The 18767-nt window shown below is 65.4% G+C and carries 13 protein-coding genes and 2 rRNA genes (1 of these 15 only partly in view); 7 read left to right on the top strand and 8 right to left on the bottom strand.

All coding sequences use genetic code 11. The features are described 5' to 3' along the window. Positions 1 to 2910: ribosomal RNA gene (locus tag FJY73_06015) — 23S ribosomal RNA — on the top strand; it begins 1457 nt to the left of the window's first position. Positions 2911 to 2985: 75 nt separating this feature from the next. Further along, positions 2986 to 3102 (top strand): 5S ribosomal RNA (gene rrf, locus FJY73_06010). 84 nt (positions 3103 to 3186) lie between these two features. Here rrf and FJY73_06005 read toward each other — a convergent pair. Further along, on the bottom strand, positions 3187 to 4662 hold the full coding sequence (locus FJY73_06005) for a DUF2723 domain-containing protein (protein ID MBM3320216.1): 1476 nt from the start codon (positions 4660 to 4662) through the stop codon (positions 3187 to 3189). Between the two features lie 67 nt (positions 4663 to 4729). Continuing rightward, positions 4730 to 5332 (bottom strand): peptidylprolyl isomerase, encoded by a 603-nt coding sequence (locus FJY73_06000; protein MBM3320215.1) that lies wholly within the window; start codon positions 5330 to 5332, stop codon positions 4730 to 4732. Positions 5333 to 5486: 154 nt separating this feature from the next. On the opposite strand from FJY73_06000, the gene FJY73_05995 reads away from it, so the two are divergent. After that, the gene (locus FJY73_05995; protein MBM3320214.1) at positions 5487 to 6716 is read left to right on the top strand and encodes a spore maturation protein; all 1230 of its coding nucleotides are present in this window, start codon (positions 5487 to 5489) and stop codon (positions 6714 to 6716) included. 18 nt (positions 6717 to 6734) lie between these two features. After that, positions 6735 to 7967: an O-antigen ligase family protein gene (locus FJY73_05990; GenBank protein ID MBM3320213.1), complete on the top strand. Its 1233-nt coding sequence runs from the start codon at positions 6735 to 6737 to the stop codon at positions 7965 to 7967. A 1-nt stretch (position 7968) separates the two neighbouring features. On the opposite strand, the gene FJY73_05985 is transcribed toward FJY73_05990, so the two are convergent. From FJY73_05985 to FJY73_05960, 6 genes are all read right to left on the bottom strand, one after another. After that, positions 7969 to 8691, bottom strand: coding sequence for a hypothetical protein (locus FJY73_05985; GenBank protein ID MBM3320212.1), 723 nt, complete (start codon positions 8689 to 8691; stop codon positions 7969 to 7971). A 265-nt stretch (positions 8692 to 8956) separates the two neighbouring features. Continuing rightward, the gene (locus FJY73_05980; protein MBM3320211.1) at positions 8957 to 10288 is read right to left on the bottom strand and encodes a pyridoxal phosphate-dependent aminotransferase; all 1332 of its coding nucleotides are present in this window, start codon (positions 10286 to 10288) and stop codon (positions 8957 to 8959) included. A gap of 37 nt (positions 10289 to 10325) precedes the next feature. Then, positions 10326 to 12125, bottom strand: a complete 1800-nt coding sequence (locus FJY73_05975) for a phenylalanine--tRNA ligase subunit beta (GenBank protein ID MBM3320210.1) — start codon at positions 12123 to 12125, stop codon at positions 10326 to 10328. Next, complete coding sequence (locus FJY73_05970; GenBank protein MBM3320209.1) at positions 12116 to 13639, bottom strand: phenylalanine--tRNA ligase subunit alpha; 1524 nt, start codon at positions 13637 to 13639, stop codon at positions 12116 to 12118. The genes FJY73_05975 and FJY73_05970 overlap by 10 nt, the downstream gene beginning before the upstream one ends. Positions 13640 to 13733: 94 nt before the next feature. Next, complete coding sequence (locus tag FJY73_05965) at positions 13734 to 14078, bottom strand: hypothetical protein (GenBank protein ID MBM3320208.1); 345 nt, start codon at positions 14076 to 14078, stop codon at positions 13734 to 13736. Between the two features lie 13 nt (positions 14079 to 14091). Beyond that, entirely contained in the window at positions 14092 to 14556 is a 465-nt protein-coding gene (locus FJY73_05960) for a PTS sugar transporter subunit IIA (protein MBM3320207.1), read from the bottom strand. Positions 14557 to 14702: 146 nt separating this feature from the next. On the opposite strand from FJY73_05960, the gene FJY73_05955 reads away from it, so the two are divergent. The 3 genes from FJY73_05955 to FJY73_05945 all read left to right on the top strand — a co-directional run bounded on the left by FJY73_05955 (position 14703) and on the right by FJY73_05945 (position 18761). Then, positions 14703 to 15485 carry a DNA alkylation repair protein gene (locus tag FJY73_05955; protein ID MBM3320206.1) on the top strand — a complete coding sequence of 261 codons (783 nt, stop codon included), beginning with the start codon at positions 14703 to 14705 and terminating at the stop codon, positions 15483 to 15485. 151 nt (positions 15486 to 15636) lie between these two features. Next, positions 15637 to 17709 (top strand): elongation factor G, encoded by a 2073-nt coding sequence (gene fusA / locus FJY73_05950; protein ID MBM3320205.1) that lies wholly within the window; start codon positions 15637 to 15639, stop codon positions 17707 to 17709. A 293-nt stretch (positions 17710 to 18002) separates the two neighbouring features. Beyond that, entirely contained in the window at positions 18003 to 18761 is a 759-nt protein-coding gene (locus FJY73_05945) for a YebC/PmpR family DNA-binding transcriptional regulator (GenBank protein ID MBM3320204.1), read from the top strand. Positions 18762 to 18767 lie beyond the last annotated feature (6 nt).

The following is an 18767-nucleotide window of genomic DNA, read 5'->3' as shown; positions in this document are numbered from 1 at the left end:
GGTTAATCCGCTCAGGGGAAGTCGGCCCCTAAGCCGAGGCCGAAAGGCGTAGGCGATGGGAAACGGGTTAAGATCCCCGTACCGATGACAGAGCGTTCGACCGATGGGGTGACGCAGGAGTGAAGGCCAGCCGGGTGTCGGATGTCCCGGTCTAAGCCCGTAGGAGGTCCTCCTAGGAAAATCCGGGAGGGCAACTCCGAGAGGTGATGGGGAGTCCCTTAGGGACACAAACTGGTCGTAAGCTGACTGCCGAGAAAAACCTCTAAGGGAGCAATGTTGTCGACCGTACCGGAAACCGACACAGGTGGGTGAGGAGAGTATCCTCAGGTGCTCGAGAGAACCCTTGTTAAGGAACTAGGCAAAATGACTCCGTAACTTCGGGAGAAGGAGTGCCTCGGCTGGTCAGCGGACTTGCTCCGCAAAGCTGGCTGGGGTCGCAGTGAAACGGCCTGGGCGACTGTTTACTAAAAACACAGGTCTCTGCCAAGTCGTACAGACGACGTATAGGGGCTGACACCTGCCCGGTGCTGGAAGGTTAAGAGGAGGGGTTAGCCGCAAGGCGAAGCTCTGAATCGAAGCCCCAGTAAACGGCGGCCGTAACTATAACGGTCCTAAGGTTGACTTTCGCGAGCCTTAGTAAAACCGAACCATATGCGGGAAACTCCTCGACAGCCGCTCGGTACTCGCCGGCAGCAAGCCGGCAGTCACAATCCGACGGACATGGGGACAATCCGCAGGGAAGGCCCTGATGTTCAGGGAACCCTCAGAGACTTCACGTTCGGGACGGTTCCGATGAATCTAGATGCTCAGTGGATCGTGGGCTTCGTGGACGGGGAAGGATGCTTTCACGTCGCCGTCAATCGCCATCCGGAGATGACGGCGGGCTTCCAAGTTCTTCCCGAATTCACCGTGGTCCAACACAAGCGCGATGTGCAGGTTCTTCACGCGCTCAAGGCGTTTTTCGGTTGTGGCGTGGTTCGCACGAACCACGGAGACCGAATGGCCTTTCGCGTTAGAAGCCGAACGCATCTCGTGGAGCGTGTGATCCCGTTCTTCGAAAGGCATCCGCTCAAGACCAGGAAACGGGTGGACTTCATGAAGTTCCGCCGAATCCTGCTCAGGATGGCGGATGGGGATCACCTGACGGCGAAAGGGATCGAGGAGATCCGGCGAATCGCCGCGCAGATGAATCGTGGATCGTCAAGATAAAGTCCGGCCTCTTCAGAAACGGAGAGGAGTGACCGAGCGAAATTCCTTGTCGGGTAAGTAGCATTGCCCGAAGCAGGAGCGATCCTGCTCGAGAAAACCGGCTCAAATCGGTAGAACCCTCCCGGCACAGCAGGGTGCCGCGGGCAATACCGAGGGTAAGATCACCGGTGGTGATCCCCGTAACGACTCAGGTGTGAGAAGCCTGGATGGGGCGTTCGGGCTCCATAACACGCCGGCCCTGGTTCTTGTACGATGGATGTCGATTCCTACATTTCTGGATTCGTAGATGGAGAAGGATGCTTCTGCGTTTCCTTCCAACCGAGCTTGAGACACAGGCTCGGCTGGGAAGTGAGACCAAGCTTCTCGATCAGCCAGAACGGCGATCGAGCGGAACTCCTCTATGTCATTCAGCAAAGATGGGAATGCGGCTTCATTCGGCCGGATCGTTCGGATCGTACTCTCAAGTTCGAAGTTCGGAACATTCGTGACTTGGTGGACAAAGTGCTGCCGCGTTTTCGGATGTTCCCGTTGTTGTCCCGCAAGCAGGACGACGTTCGGTGCTTCGAGCGAGTGTGCCTTCTCATCCATGAGAAGAAACACAAGACACGAGAAGGATTCGAAGTGATCGTCGATCTGGCGATGCGAATGAACTCCTCCGGCAAGCGGAAGTATTCCGGTAGGGAGATTCTCAACTCCCTGACAACCAGGTGAAGGTATAGTCTGCGCCACGGGAAACCGTGGATAAACGTGAAGTTCCGACCTGCACGAATGGTGTAACGACTTGGGCGCTGTCTCAACAAGGGACTCGGTGAAATTGCAGTGGCGGTGAAGATACCGTCTACCCGCGACAGGACGGAAAGACCCCGTGCACCTTTACTGTACCCTGGCATTGGGTTTTGGCTAATCATGTGTAGGATAGGTGGGAGGCGTTGAAACCGGGACGCTAGTCTCGGTGGAGCCAACCTTGAAATACCACCCTTGCTTGGTTGAAATCCTAACCTCGCGCCGTTATCCGGCGCAGGGACATTGTCAGGCGGGCGGTTTGACTGGGGCGGTCGCCTCCCAAAATGTAACGGAGGCGCTCAAAGGTTCCCTCAGCGCGGTCGGCAATCGCGCGTCGAGTGTAAAGGCATAAGGGAGCTTGACTGCGAGACCTACAAGTCGAACAGGTGGGAAACCAGGACTTAGTGATCCGGCGGTTCCGTATGGAAGGGCCGTCGCTCAACGGATAAAAGGTACGCCGGGGATAACAGGCTGATCTCCCCCGAGAGTTCACATCGACGGGGAGGTTTGGCACCTCGATGTCGGCTCATCGCATCCTGGGGCTGAAGCAGGTCCCAAGGGTTTGGCTGTTCGCCAATTAAAGCGGTACGCGAGCTGGGTTTAGAACGTCGTGAGACAGTTCGGTCCCTATCCGTCGTGGGCGCAGGATATCTGAGGGGAGCTGACTCCAGTACGAGAGGACCCTGTTGGACGAACCTCTAGTGCACCAGTTGTCGCGCCAGCGGCATAGCTGGGTAGCTATGTTCGGAAGGGATAAGCGCTGAAAGCATCTAAGCGCGAAGCCCACCCCAAGATGAGATATCCCGTACCGTAAGGTACCTAAAGGCCCCTCGTAGACTACGAGGTTGATAGGCCAGAGGTGTAAGCGATGTAAGTCGTTCAGCCGACTGGTACTAATCGGCCGTGAGGCTTGATCCTTAAATTATCGAACTGTATCCTTCGGGAGAAGGCGCCTTATCATCGATCGCTATCGGTTGATCTTTGAAAGAATTTCTCGGCGGCAATAGCGGAGGGGTCACACCCGTTCCCATTCCGAACACGGTAGTTAAGCCCTCCAGCGCCGATGGTACTGCTTCGGTAACTTTGCGGAAGAGTAGGACGCCGCCGGGAATTCATCCTGCGGGGGTTCTTCGAAAGAAGGGCCCCCGCTTCTTCTCCCGAGATGCTCGGGGCTCCCTCTCCTGACCCGGGCACCTACTCGGGATCCGTCTGACCTGCGCCTTTCGCGCGCGGTACGAGCTCGTATGCCGGGCCGTGGCGGACGATGTCGAAATGCTCCTCCAACCCGTGGATGTCGTAGTACGGCTCCGTGAGCGCGAGAAACACGCGCCGCACCGGAGCGGTCCGGAGCGCATACTCGACCTGCTCGTCAACCCGGAGCTCCACGACCTCGACATCCTCCCGGGTCTTCTCCACTCTCTGGAGGTACCCGAGCGGCTGCGCCACCGTGTGATCGGCGATTAAGACCGCTCCCCTCGGCATCTGGGCGAGCCACTCTTCGGCAAACGTCCGCGCGCCGCGGTAGCCGCTCTTGGACGGCCAGAGAAAGAACGTGAGCGCCGGTCGATACGGAATCTCGCGGATCCCGAGGCGTCGGCCGGATACTCCCAGGGTCGTCAATAGTCTCGGCGCCGCGTAGTAGGTGCCGATCGGGAGGAGCAAGGCGCAACTGGCGACGAGGATCCATAGGCGCCCGGCGCGCGTGCGGCGCCGGTTACCCACCCAGCGGACCGCGCGCATGCTTCCCATGCCGATCCAGACCGCCGCGACGTAGTAGCTCAGATTGTAGAACACGTACTTGTCGGGAACGTCATGCCCGAGGGCGATGAGGAGATTGAACACGAACACCGTGAGGAGTGCGACCCCGAGGGACCGGCTGCCTCGATCTGCGCCCATTCCGAGAGGCGCAAGGAGCAGGAGGGGGGTCGGGAACTGGAGAAGGAGGTAGACGAGGAATGTCTTGATGGCGCCGGGGATCGCCTCGGGTTTCGGCAGGAAGTGAATTGCGCGAACGTCGAGGGAGTAGGTCGGCGGAAGCAGCAGGCGAGCGGCGGAGAGGGAAAGGGCGAACACGAGGAGTCCCCCGATTCCCTCCGTGAACCGGATCTCCCTTCGGACGACCCGGTCGATCCCGATGATCAAGAACGCGGGCAAGACGATCAGCATCATCACGTGGTTCGCCACGGCGGCTCCCAACGCGAGGCCCGCGGCGGCTACTCCCCCCCCCCAGTCCGGATGCGTGATCAGGAAAAGACCGAGTGCGAGAGCGAAGAGGTTCAGGGAGTAGACCTCGGTCCTTACCGCGTGAGTCCAGAAACAGTGACTCACTCCGAGGGCGCCCGCTCCGAGGATTCCCGCCCCGACGGAGGAAGTGTGACGCCTGACAAGACCGAACGTGAACGCGACGGCGAGAGCGGCGCAAACGGACGTGAAGAGATTGGTGCGAAAGGCGGGATCGCCCACGGGTATCCGCGCGAAAAGAGCTGCCGGGAGAACCCACACAGGGTGATCCCAAGGATTGTCGTTGCGAACGTCGAACTCGGCCGCTCGGCGCTGGTACATCGCGTCGTCCCCCCAGAGGACCGTAGGAGCCAGAGTGCAGATGTAGAACGCCTGCGCGAGGATGAAGACGAGGAGTATGGGGATCTTCCCCTGATTGAGTGCGCGCATGCGGACCTCCTGAGCCCTCGGCGGATCGTCACCGGGATAACGCGGATCGCGAGCCCGGAGGATGGGGCTAGCGAACCCTCGCGATCGAGGGGATCGGGACTGGGGGGTCGAGCATCTGGTCCTTCTCGGGGAGGGCGTGGATCGCGCGAACGACGTCCATCCCCTCGACGACGCGGCCGAACGCGGCGAACCCCTGCCCGTCTGGGTTCCGGCGCCCCCCGAGGTCGAGCTCCGGCTGGTCTCCGACGCAGATGAAGAACTCGGAGGTCGCGCTCCCCGGCTCGGAGCGGGCCATCGAAAGGACGCCGTCGAGGTGCCGGAGGCCGGTAGCCTCGGTCGTCTCGTGCGGGATCGGCGGGAGGCGCCGCTCGCTCTCCACCCACCCGATCCCCCCCTGTATCACCTCGATCTTGACCTCGTTCTTCGGCTGGTTCGACGACGTGACGGTCCGGTAGAACGAAGCGCTCTCGAAGCGCCCCTCGTCGACGTAGCGGAGGAAGTTCCCCGCGGTCACCGGTGCGCGCCCCGCGTCGATCTCGACCACGAGCCGCCCGAGCTCCGTCTCGATCGCCGCGCGCGGGAGTCTCGTCTCGGGCCGTCCGTCCAGCCCCGCGCAGGCGAACGCGCAGGCGGCGAGGAGGATCGCCGTGGCCCGGAGCGCCCTTCTCATCGTTCCTCCGGCTCCCTTCCGAATCGTGCGGCCGCTTCCCGTCTCCGCAGGCTAGCACTTCCCGGTTCGAGCCGCCACGACTCCGCGGCGGGCGCCCCGCATTCTCCGGTGACATTCGCCGGACCGTTCCCTATCCTTCCCCCCGGAGGCCTCGATGCTGAACCGGATCTGGGCCGCATTCTTCTTCGTCGGGTTCGCGGCGTGTCTCGCGCAGGCGCTCGTCTTCGGCAACACCGCGGTCTTTCAGGACGTTGTTGCATCAACCTTCGACATGGCAAAGACCGCGTTCGAGATCGCGCTCGGGCTCACCGGCATCCTGTGTCTTTGGCTCGGGATTCTCCGCCTGGGAGAGGCGGGCGGATCGGTGGACGCGCTCGCCCGTCTCTTCCGCCCTCTCTTTCGGCGGCTCTTCCCGTCGATCCCGGCGGGGCACCCGGCGGAAGGGTCGATCGTGATGAACATGGCGGCGAACGTGCTCGGCCTCGACAACGCCGCGACGCCGATCGGCCTCAAGGCGATGAACGAGATGCACGCGCTGAACCCGGCGAAGGACACGGCGAGCGACGACCAGATCCTCTTTCTCGTGATCAACTCCTCGTCGGTCACGCTCCTCCCGGTGACGATCTTCACCTACCGCGCGCAGATGGGCGCCGCGGACCCGACCGACGTCTTCGTGCCGATCCTGATCGCGACCTTCGCGAGCACGATGACCGGACTTCTCGCCGTCGCCGCCGTCCAAAGACGGAACCTCCTCAGCGGCGTCGTCGCGGCGTATCTCGGGGGGATGACCGCGCTCGTGGCCGCGCTCGTCCTCTACTTCGCGCGGCTCGACGAGGAGATGCTCGCGTCGCGCTCCGCCCTTCTCGCGAACGGCACGATCCTCTCGCTCATCGTCGTCTTCCTCGCGGCCGCGGTCCGGAAGCGCGTGCCGGTCTACGAGGTCTTCGTCGACGGCGCCAAGGAGGGCTTTCGCGTAGCGGTGCGCATCATTCCCTATCTCGTCGCGATGCTCGTCGCGATCGGGGTCCTCCGGGCGAGCGGGGCGCTCGATCTTCTTCTCGACGCGGTGCGCGCCGGTTCCGCCGCTCTTCGCATCGACACGCGGTGGGTCGACGGGCTCCCGACGGCGCTCATGAAGCCCCTTTCGGGGAGCGGGGCGCGCGGCATGCTCATCGAGACGATGAAAGTCCACGGGGCCGATTCCTTCGCCGGCCGGCTCTCGAGCGTCCTTCAGGGGAGCACGGAGACGACCTTCTACGTGCTCGCCGTTTACTTCGGGGCGGTCGGGATCCGGAAGACGCGCCACGCCCTGGCATGCGGGCTCGCGGCCGACCTCGCGGGGATCGTTGGAGCGATCCTCGTGAGCTACGTGTTCTTCGGATAGACGCGCGGAGAGGATCCGATGAGAAGAATCGTCGAGAACGTCCTCTTCTTCTTTCTCCTCGTCTTCTTTCTCGCCGCTCCCTCGTCCGTCGCGTACTCCGAGATCGCCCTCGCGGCGGTCGTTCTCCTCTGGTTCGTCCGCCTCGCGCTTCGAAGGGGAGAGCCTCGTGCGCGCATGCCGCGGCGCTCGATCCTCGTCGCGGCCGCCGCCTGTTGGGCGATCGCCTCGGTCCTTTCGGTTCTCTTCGCGCGCGAACCGGCGGCGAGCGCCTGGAAGCTCCTCAAGCTTCTTCCGATCGGGCTCGTCTTTCTCCTTCCCGAGATCCTCCGAACTCCCGCCAGGCTCCGCCATGCGGCGGGAGCGCTTCTCGTCGGCGGGTTCATGACGTCGGCGTACGGAATCATTTACTACCTCAACGATCCCTCGACCCGTCTCGGCGGCTTCATCGGCTTCTACATGACGACCGCGGGCGTTCTCCTCCAGATCGGGCTCCTTGGGACCGCGATCCTCTTCACGCGTGGGATCGGCGGGAGGCTCGCCTGGATCGCCCGGATCGCGCTCCCCGTTCTTCTCGCGGCGCTCGTCCTTACCGACACGCGCGGGGCATGGATCGGTCTCTTCGCCGGGCTCTTCACGCTCCTCCTCTTCGCGGGCCGTAGGCTCGCCGCCGTCCCCGTCCTTCTCGCGATCTTCTTCGTCGCGGTTCCCGGAAAGCCGAGGGAGACGGCCCTCTCTTCGTTCGATCTCCGCCATCCGCGGAATCGCGAGAGGCTCTTCATGTGGAAGGCGGGCCTCGCGATCCTTCGCGATCATGTCTGGACCGGGGTCGGGCTCGCCGGGATGGAGCGCGTCTACGAGGAATACCGGGATCCCCGTTCCGATGAACGGCCTCCGCACCTCCACAGCGTGCCGATCCACATCCTCGCGAGCATGGGGATCCTCGGTTTCGCCGCGTGGCTCTTTCTCGTTGGGGCGTTTCTCGCGTGGATGGTCCGCGCTCTTCCCGTGGCGAAGCGGGGACCCCCGATCGCGCGCGCTCTCCTCTTCGGCGCGCTAGCGGTCTGGATCGGCTTTCTCGTGAACGGCCTCTTCGAGTGGAATCTCGGGGACGTCGAGGTGGTCACGCTTCTCTGGGCGGTCGTCGCCCTCGGCGTGTCGTCGGTCGCTGCGGTTCACGGGTCGGTTGCGGGCGGGAAAGAAGAAGGGGCCGATTCCCCGCGCGGGATCGGCCCCTCGTATCGCGGCGTCTAGTCTAGCGGAACGACTTCTTCAAATCTCCCCACGACCGGTGCTCGGTCGCGGTCGTCACTTCGCGGTACTCGATTTCCCCGATCCCCAAGCTCCCGTCGGTGACGATCTCCACGCGGGTGCAGCGGGTTGGTTCCGGAGCGGAGATCACCTGGACCGAGTTGTCCCCGAGCGGAAGCGCGTTCGCCTCGGCGACCAGGTTGACCCCGTCGAAGAGCCGAATCGCCACCGACTCTTGTTCGTCGATGTCGACAAGGACGATCCGCTCGGCGAGCACCGGTCCGTGGAAGTCGATCGTGATGATCCCGCCGCCCATCTCGTCGTCGGGATCGTCGACGAGACCGTCCGCCGGTGCGACATCCACGATGTCCTCGGCGATAATGAGGAGGTTCCCGTAGGGGACGCGGTTCTCGCCCGGCATTCCGGCGCCGCCTCCCGCGCCGATCCCAGGTCCGCCGAAGTCGACGTTCGGGGTGCCGAGGTCGGAATCACCTCCGGTCGGCGCGGACGAGTTGAAGATGATGAGCGAGTGCGGCCCGCCCCCGTTGTTGACGACGCCGAGCGTGATGCCGGCGAACAAGGTCCCCGGCGCAGTGCCGCCGCCCGGTGCCTGGCCCGCGACCACGGTTCCGGCCGGCGGCCCCTCGAAGTCCTGAAGGACGCCGGAGGCGCTCGAGGCGAGGAGCGCGAGCGACACGCACGTCACGATCGTTGAGAGACGAAGCATCGAAGGATCCCTCCTCTCGCTCGGCCGGCGCCCGCTCGCGGTTCTGCGGTCGCGGCGCCCGGCCGTTTCTTTCCGCTCCACGTATCGGCAGGGGAGGCCGTTCGGTGGAGTGCCTCATCGGGGGGGATCGGAGATGAGATCTGCTTTCCTGTCAACGCGTTAGCGAAGGACGGCCTCTCGGCGGGGAAAAGCGCCTCGGTGAACCGCGTACCAGGTACGGCGGTCCAAGCGTCCCCCGCCGCGCGGCGGGAGCGCGGCGGCGGGACTACGGATGGTCTTCTTGGAACTTCCGGAGCCGTTCCTCGAGCGCGGGGATCCTGTCCAATGTCGTGAGGGACGTGCACGCGCGGAGCCCCTCGGTCCGCGTGCTCCCCGCCGTCGCGAGGGTGATCGCGCTCACGCCGTAGTGGAGGAGCTCGGCGACGAGCTTCCATCCCTCGTCGAACCGCGGGTGGCTCAGGGTAAAGTAGAATCCGTCGGCGAGCGGCTCGCCGAGGTCGTTGTCGTAGACGAGACGGAAGCCGTTCGAGAGAAACGCCTTCTTCATCGCGGCGGCGCGCCTTGCGTATTCCTTCACGTCTTCCAGAAAGGGGACGGCCCCGTCGTTCACCGCCTTGAAGAGCGCCGCAAGCCCGTGCTGCGGCCCCTCGGCGATGCAGGCGGTCATCGGGTAGATCCCGCCGTGAATGAACGCGTAGCCGATCTTTCGGGTCCCGTGGCGCGCCTCCAAATGCGGGGATTCCTCGCGGAGAAGGCTCGGGGAGATATAGGTGACGGCGACTCGTTGTCCGGCGTAGCTGAACGCCTTTGAGCTTGAAACAATCACGAAGCAACGATTCATGTAGCGAGCGATGGTCGGCTGGTAGGGCGGCTTCCCCGGTTTCCCGTAGTCCTTGCGGAAGTCCATGCCGAAGTAGGCGAGATCCTCGATCGCGATCGCGCGGTGCCGTTCCATCGTCTCGGCCATCCCGCGGAGCTCCTCCTCGGAGAGGATGATCCACGCCGGGTTGTTCGGGCTCGACCAGAGGACCGCCGCGACGTCCCCTCTCGCGAGGCGTTCGTCGAGGGCGCGAACGAGCGTCTCCCCCCGGTGGTCGTACAGGTCGATCCGGTCGGTCTCGAGGCCGAGGAAGCGGCATTGCTGCTTGTTGACGGGGAAGCCCGGATCGAGGAAGAGGATCGTCCGCTTCGCCGGATCGACGTTCCCGGCGACCGCGAGGCTCACGAAGCACCCTTGCATCGCCCCGACGGTCGGCACGCAGGCGACCGGTGGAAAGTCGAGGTTCATGAAGAGCTTCGCGAATCGGGACGCTTCTTCCTTGAGCGCCGGAACCCCGTCGAAGGGAGCGTAGTGCTGAGCGAGCCCCTTGTCGCGGAGCGCCTCGATCTCCGCCTCGACGGCGATTGGGTGGGGGGGAAGCCCCGGAATGCCGAACTCCATCCGGATGAACCGGACGCCGAGCTCCTTCTCGATCTCGTTCACGATCCGGTTCATCTCACGAATCGAGGCGGTGCAAAGGTCGATCCCCGCCTCGCGGACGATCCGCGCGACCGTCTCCCGGTCGAACGGGACCGAAGCGTTCGCCTGTTGTTCCATCCCGATTCTCCGTCCTTCTCGCCGGGAAAGGCTCCGTTCAGTCCAGCTCGATCTCGAGGAGCGCGACGGGGAAGTGGATCGAGAAGTTCTCGAGAACCTCCGGATGAACCTCTCCCGCGCGGCCGACTTCACGTCCCTCCTCGATGAGGTTCGCGCCGCGCCCTTCGAGGAAGAACCGGTTCTTCGAAGGTTGAAACACAAAGGAACGTCCCATTTCCCTCCCGAGCGCGACCGCGACCGACTTGATGTCGGCGAACCCGGCGGCCCGGTCCTGGATCACCGCGGCGACGTGGAGCTTCTCGACCGGTTCCGGCTTCCCTTCCTCGATGCGAACGACGATGTCCGCCTCGAAGAGCCGGTGCGCGACCCCCGCGCCGCGGTTCCTTCCGAGGAGACGAAGGAGCCCCGGCCCGAGCGCGGTCCGTACGATCGCCTGCTCGATCGATGCGGGGTTCTCGGTCCGGACCGAATCGCCCGGATCCTCCTCGCGCATGTTCTCGTAGAGATCCTTCTCGTTCGTGAGGAGGAGGCTCATTGCCTCCCGGAAGCCGAGGCCGATCATCGCCCGGCGCGCTCTTCTCTCGAGCACTCTCTCCGGGCGTTCGCTGCCGAGCGTGAAGCTCGGGATGAGCGTGCGCGGGATCGCGTCGTATCCGATCGCGATCGCGACGTCCTCGACGAGATCGACCTCATGGAGGATGTCGTTTCGGTAGGCGGCGACCGAGACGCGAAGGTCGTTCCCGTCGCGGACGGCTTCGTGGCGCATGCTCGCGAGGAGGCGCGCCGCCCGGGCCGCGCCGATCGGCGTTCCGATCCGACTCGCCGCGCCGCGGGGGGAGAAGCGAAAGGTCGAGGGGGCGAGATCCGGCGTCTCGCGCCGGCCCTCCTCGCGCGCGATCGCCGTCTTCTCCGCGCGCGCTCCCGGGAAGAGCTCCGCGAGCGATGTCACGACCACCGCGAGCGCCTTGTCGACCGGGCGCGCCTCGATCCCGGTCACGTCGATGAAGAACCCGGTCGTCTCGGGGCCGATCGCGGTTTCCCGGCTGTTGATGATCGGCGGCATCGAGAGGACCGTACCCTTCCGGTCCTCGAGAAGCGGGTAGCGGCGGTGCGCGGAAAGGAGCGCCCGGTAGGCGATCCCCTTCGGGTGCTCGTCCAGGATTTGTTTCGGCGTCAAGGGTCTTCCGTCGGTCGAGCCGAGGGGGATGAACCGGATCTCCTCCGGGCTGCACGTTCGGTAGCGGATCGGAGGTTCGATCGAGTCGAGATCGTACACGCCGATCGACGCGAACTTCCGGTCCCTTCCGAGCGCCCAGTGGAGGTCCTCCTGGAGCTTCATGACCGCGCGGATCGCGAAGTCGTCGAGACGGACGCCGCGAACGACCGCGCAGGCGATCTCTGGGCGGAACGACTCCGCCGCGGAGAGGGCGGGGTCGACTTGCACCTCGATCGCGGCCGGGGCGAGATCGTAGCGCGCGAGCCCCTTCTCGATTCCGAGGAGCCCTCGAAGGGCGCGCGCGAGCCCTCCCGCGTCGAAGAGGTCCGGGCGGACCGGGAGGAGGTCCATCCGGATCGCGTTCTCCGTCCCGAGATCGGTCCAGAATCTCTCCGGTTTCCCGCCGGCCTCCGTGAGGCATTGGGGGCACGCGCCGAGAAGCTCGTCCCTCTCGGCCCTCTCGACGACCGCCCCGCACGCCGGGCAGCGGAAGCGGCGGATCGGCGCGAAGCCCTCCACGTCGCACCCGAGGCGTTCGAGAAGATCCCAAAGCCTCTCGTCGCTCACGGGGGCGCCGATGAGGCGGCGAAGCGGTTCGGTGGGGACGGCGACTACCGGCACAGCGGTGTCTCCTCCAGCCAGCGGACGTCGCTCCAGAAGAGCTTCCGGATGTCGGTGAGTCCGTAGCGCATCATCGCGAGGCGCTCGAGGCCGAGCCCCCACGCGAGGACAGGAACTTCACATCCAAAGGGACGGGTCACTTCCGGCCGGAAGATCCCCGCGCCGCCGAGCTCGAACCATCCTTCCCGTCCCGGCATCCGGACGAACGCGCCGACGCTCGGCTCGGTGTACGGGAAGAAGTCGGGGCGGAACTTCACATCGCGGAATCCCATCTGGCGGTAGAACTCGGCGAGCGTCCCGAGGAGCGCCGAGAGGGTCGCCTTCGAGTCGATGATGATGCCGTCCACTTGGTGGAACTCCGGAAGATGCTTGTAGTCGATCTTCTCGCGCCGAAAGACGCGCCCGACGAGGAAGACCTTCCGAGGGGGCTTCGGGTTCTCGTAGAGAGCCGCGACGGTCGCCGCGGTGGTATGGGTGCGGAGGACGACCCGGCGCGCGGTCTCCTCGTCCCATCGGTAGCGCCACCCGATCGAGCCGGTCTCCCCGCCGTTCTCGTGCGTCGCGCGGACCCTCTCGACGACGCTCCGCTCGGGGAGCTCGAAGCGCGCGGGACGATTGACATAGAAAGTATCCTGCATCTCTCGCGCCGGATGGTCCTGCGGCTGGAAGAGCGCGTCGAAATCCCAGAAGGCGCTCTCGACGTGCGGGCCGCGGATCTCCTCGAACCCCATGTGGAGGAACGCGCGGCGGGCTTCCTCGAGAATCCTCCGCATCGGATGTTCCTTGGCGGGGAAGACCTCGGCCGCGTCGAGCGACACGTCGTAGGGGCGAAAGACCGCCTCGCGCCACGCGCCTGTCCGAAGAAGCTCGGGATCGAGGAGGCTCCTCTCCTCCTTCGCCGCGATCCCCGCCTGGACCGCCTCGCGCCCCTGTTCGGTCAGCTCCGCGAAACGCCGCACGCGGGAGCGGACCTTGACGAACTCGCGCGCGCGTAGCTCGGCGAGAGGGCCCTCGAGGCGCTCCGCATCGCCGGCCGCGAGCTCGAGGACGCCCCCTTCCGCGCCGCGCAGGCTCTCGAGAAGAGCGGCATCCTCGAACCCGGACGCGCGCTCCTCGCCGGACGCCTCGAGCGCGCCCCCGCGCTTTCGCGCGAGGCCCTTCGAGAAGAGGAATCGAAGAGCCTTCCCCGCCTCGGCCGGATCGAGCCCGATGCGCGCCGCCAGATCGGGGAGCACGAGAGGACCTTCCCGCGCAAGCGTCTCCGCCATCCGAAGCTCGGGGAGCTTCTCCCCCGAATCGAGAAACGCGCGGCCCGCGTCCAGGAGCGCGACCTCCTCGTACGGCTCCTCCTCGACGCGCACCCATCCAACCGCCTGAAGATCGACGGCGGCCGCCGCGATCTGCGACTGGTCGATGCCGGCGCGCGCGGCGATCTCCGCAAGGAGAGCGCGCCCGCCCGCTTCCTTGAGCGTTCGAAGGAGCGCAACCTGACTGGGCGGGAGATGGCGGGTCATGGTTCCTCGTTCACGGCCGTCCGCAGGCTCGCACGCGATCGTATCACAACACGCTCTCCCCGCGCGGGATCGAAAAGGCGGCGCGCGCGGGCCTTTACCTCATGAAGTAGAGAAAGCGCCCGCAGTGAGGACAGGCGAGGATCTCCTCGTTCCGATTCACCTGGGCGAGCTGGGTGGGGAGCCGCTGGAAGCAGCCGTAGCAGATCCCGTCGAAGACGGGCGCGATCACCTTCCCGTACTTCTGCCGGATCCGGTCGTATCGCCTGAGAAGATCGGGGTTGCACTGTTCGCGCGTCCGCTGGCGGGCTTCGTCGAGCTGTTCTCTCCGGCTCACGTCGAATCCGAGCTGTCGTTCGATCGCGTCGGTTCCCTTCCCGAGGTCGTCGATCAGGAGCTCAATGTCGTTCAGGATGACCAGGTACTCGAGTTCCTCCTTCACCGTTCTCTCTCCTTCATCCCGCGGTCAGCTCGTCGATCAGGTTGAGAAGCTCGGCCTTCGTCTCGCTCTCGGCGAGCTTCTTCCGGTTCTTCGCGAGCCGCACGAGGCGCACGATCTGCGCGAGGATCGGATGGTAGAGGTTGGACGGCTCGATCGGGGGAGAGGCGACGAGGAAGAGATGATGAACCGGCTGGCCGTCCACGGCGCCGAAGTCGATCCCCTTCTCCGAACGTCCGTAGGCGAGCATGATGCTGGGGAAGATCGTCGAGCGGACATGGGGAATGGCGATCCCCTTGCCGATGCCGGTCGAGCCGAGCTCCTCGCGCGACTTCACGAGCTGCAGGGCGATGTTGCGCGATCCCGCGTCGATGGGAAGGAGCCGGACGAGCTCCGTAAGAGCCTCGTTCTTCGTAGCGGCTTCGAGCGAAAGCTCGAGCGAGTTCGGGTCGAGATAATCGGACAGATGGATGGCTTCCATGCACGCCCCTGAAGAGGCCGGGACCTTATCCGTCTACTGGACACCGAGAGGTTAGGAGAACCGCCCCGATCCGGCAACCCTTTTCTTCCGTCCCGACCTTGACCCTGCGCGCGCCCCTTCGCTACCCTCGATCCGGAGGGCCCCGCATGAGAGAGAAGAAGAAGATGACGCGCGAGGAACGCGACGGGCTTCGCGAGGCGGTGCGCGCGATCGTCCGGGAGGCCGGGCCGGAGGGAGCGGAGGAAGCCGCGCGCGGCCTCGTTCCGCTCCTCGTCCCCGATCCGGCCGCGTCTCCGGCGCGGAGCGGGCTTCGCACGACGCGCGAGCCGCTTCAAGAGGCGGCCGAGGCGTTGCAGCGGGCGGCCGAGAATCCGGAGAAGCTCCGCGCGTTCGTCGAGGCTCTCGCGGCGACCGATCTCCCGGAGACCCGGGTCGTGGCCGCTCTCTGTCTCGCGCCCCTTCTCCCGACCGACGACGAGGAGAAGGAAGGACGCGCGTGGGAGACGGTTCGCGCGTTCGTCGCGGCCTCGCCCCTCCTCGCGGTTCGGGAAGCCGCCGCGGATTCGCTCGCGCGGGCGATGGAGCAGGGGGCCGTCGACTCGTGGTCGCGGGCGTTCGACGCCTGGTCCTCCGATCCGGATCCCCGTCTTCGCGCGATCGGCCCGGCCGCCTTCGCTTCCCTCTTCGGCCGGGGGAAGGCGCCGGAGAAGCTCTTCGAGGGGCTTCGGCTCGCGCGCCGTCTCGCGGACGACGCGGACGCCGAGGTCCGCCGCCAAGTGGGCGCGCTTCTCGCGGCCGCCGGAAGAAAGCAAGGTCCCGCGGTGGCGCGCTTTCTCTCTCGCCTCCAAGAGGACGAACGGGAGGGGGCGAGAAAGCTAGCCGCGGAGATGTCGAAACGCCTCTCCTCACAATCCGTCACGAGCGACTGAAGCGACCGGGTCCTGCCCGCCCCCGCCCGCCCGAATGAAGACGGCCCTGTCCCTCGTTTCCCCGCGTTTTTCTCCTTCCGTTGACAGCCGCGGAAGGGCATGCTAACCTTCACTTTCTGCGGTAATTGCCACAGGCAAAAGGAGATGCGCCGTGAAAGAGTACGGAACGGAAGCCCTTCGCAACCTGGTCCTCATCGGCCACGGGGGCTCTGGAAAGACATCGCTCGCCGAGGCGTTCCTCTTCGTCGGCCAATCCGCGAGCCGTCTCGGCAAGGTCGACGATGGAACCTCCCACTTCGACTCCGACGACGAGGAGAAGAAGCGGAAGATCACGATTCGAAGCAGCCTCGGTTTCGTGGAGTGGAAGAAGCGCAAGATCAACTTCATCGATACTCCCGGGTACGCCGATTTCGTCGGCGACGTCGTCGCCGCTGCCCAGGTCGCGGACGCGGTGCTCCTACTCCTCGACGCGCAGTCGGGCGTCGAGGTCGGAACCGAGAGAGGCTACCAGTTCGCGCGCGCGCGAAACCTCCCGGCGTTCATCGTCGTGAATCGAGCCGATCGGGAGCACTCCGATTACTCTCGAGCGGTCGAATCGGTCGGCGAGGCGCTCATCCCCGGCACCGTCCCCGTCACGCTCCCGATCGACGAGGGGGAGTCGTTCTCTTCGGTAATCGATGTTTTGCGTATGAAGGCATTCCGTTACGCGGGCGACGGGTCGGGGAAGGCGGCGGAGATCGAGATCCCGGCGTCTCACGCGGCCGAGGCGGCCGCCGCGCGGGAGAAGCTGATCGAGCAGATCGCGGAAACCGACGACGCTCTCGTCGAGAAATACCTCGAGGGAGGGGGGCTGACCGAGGAGGAGTTGCTCACTGGTTTCCGCGCGGGGATCGCCCGGGGCACGCTCCGTCCGGCCTTCGCGGTCTCCGCCGCGAAGCTCGTAGGCGTCGATCTCCTTCTCGACGCCGTCGCGGAGGCGGGTCCCTCGCCGCTCGATCGCCCCGAGGTCGTTTCCGCCGAAGGAGAGACCCGCAAGGTCGGGAACTCCGGGAAGACCGCGGCGCTCGCCTTCAAGACCGTTTCGGAGGCGCACATGGGCGAGCTCACGGTCTTTCGCGTGTTCACGGGGACCCTGGAGCCGGGGCGCGACTACGCGAACGCGAACAAGGGGAAGGGGGAGCGGATGGGGCAGCTCTACTTCCTTCAGGGGCGCGAGCGAGTGGATACGCCGCGGATCAGCGCGGGAGATCTCGGCGCGGCGGTGAAGCTGCGCGAGACGAAGGCGGGGGACACCGTGTGCGAAGCGAACGGATCGTTTCTCCTTCCGCCGATCCCCTTCCCGAAGCCGGTGATCGAGTTCGCCGTGGTCGCCAAGAACCAGGGCGAGGAGGACAAGATCGCAAACGGGCTCGCGCGGCTTCAGGAGGAGGACCCGACTTTCCACGCCGGGTACGATCCGGATGTCCGCCAGACGCTCATCCGCGGGCTCGGCGAGCTGCACCTCGATATTCAGGCTCGGCGCCTCAAGGAGCGTTTTGGGGTGGAAGTCGAGCTCGTGAAGCCGCGGATTCCCTATCGCGAGACGATTCGGGGTCGTTCCGATGTTCAAGGTCGATACAAGAAACAAACCGGCGGCCGCGGGCAGTTCGGCGACGTGTGGCTCAAGCTGGAGCCGAAGGAGCGGGGGGGCGGTTTCGAGTTCGTCGACGAGGTCGTGGGAGGGGTGGTTCCGGGGAAGTTCATCCCCGCGGTGGAGAAGGGGGTCGTCGCTGCGATGGAGGAGGGGGTCCTCGCCGGATGCAAGGTGGTGGACCTCCGCGTGACGATCTACGACGGCTCCTATCATGCCGTCGACTCGTCGGAGAACTCGTTCAAGGTCGCCGGCTCGATGGCGTTCAAGAAGGGGTTTCTCGAGGCGAACCCGGTGCTCCTCGAGCCGATCTACGTGGTGAAGGTGACGGTTCCGGAGGAGTTCATGGGGGACGTGATGGGCGACCTCTCGTCGCGCCGAGGGAAGATCCTCGGGATGGACTCGCAGGGACCGTTCCAGGTGATCCGCGCGCAAGTGCCCCTCTCGGAGCTCTACAAGTACTCGACTCATCTTCGATCGCTGACGCAGGGGCGCGGCGGGGTCGAGCGGGAGTTCTCGCACTACGAGGAGGTTCCGAAGGAGATCGCCGAGAAGGTGGTCACGGAGGCGCAGGCGGCGAAGCAGGAGGCATAGCCTAGATCATGCACGCGCTTCCTACTGCGGACGCGGATCGCGGCCTCAAGTGGCCTTCCTTCCATCGCCGCTTCCTAGAGCGTAGCTCCGGGGCTACGTTTCCGGGAGCGGCTCGTACCGGTCGGCCTCTCGGCGCGCGCTCCGCGCCCTCGCGACGGAAGCGCGGCATGATCTAGGCTGCCGAAGGGACCGAGCCGCGCGGCGCGTTGTTCGCCCGCGCGGCGTGTGCTACAATCGCGCGCGCCGGGCGCGGGAAGCGCCTCGCGCGGACCGGGTTCCGGTCGAGGTGCGCAATGTCGGGTCATTCGAAATGGGCGACCATCCGTCGGAAGAAGGGGAAGGTCGACGCGGAGCGCGGCCGAATCTTCACGCGGCTCATCCGCGAGATCACGGTTTCCGCGCGGAACGGCGGGGGAGACCCCGACGGCAACCCGCGTCTCCGAACCGCGATCGATGCGGCGCGCGCGGCGAACATGCCCGCGGCGAACATCGAGCGCGCGATCAAGAAGGGAACCGGCGATCTTCCGGGACAGGTGATCGAGGAGGTCGCGTACGAGGCGTACGCGCCCGGGGGCGTCGCCCTCCTCATCGAGACCGTGACGGACAACCGGAACCGCACCGCGTCGGAGGTGCGGCATCTCCTCACGAAGTACGGCGGCCGCATGGGCGAGGTCGGTTCGGTCTCCTACTTGTTCGCGCAGAAGGGGCTCGTCGTCGTCCAGAAGGGATCGCTCAGCGAGGAGGACCTGATGCTCTCGGCGCTCGACGCGGGCGCCGAGGACGTGTCGGATGAGGGGGACTCGTGGGAGATCACGACCGCCCCGGCCGATCTCTCCAAGGTCGCCGAGGTCCTTCGCGCGGCGGGAGCTCCGCCCTCGAGCGCGAGCCTGACGCGCCTCCCGAAATCGACCGTCCCCGTCGGCAAGGAACACGCGGGGAAGGTCCTTCGGCTCGTCGAGAGTCTCGAGGATCACGACGACGTCCAGCAGGTGTCCGCGAACTTCGACATCCCGGACGAAGTCCTCGAGGAGCTCGGCTCCTCCGAGGAGTAGCCATCC

It is taken from the genome of Candidatus Eisenbacteria bacterium (assembly GCA_016867715.1).
Classification (GTDB): Bacteria; Orphanbacterota; Orphanbacteria; order Orphanbacterales; family Orphanbacteraceae; genus VGIW01.
This window is presented reverse-complemented; position numbering and strand designations above follow the sequence as displayed.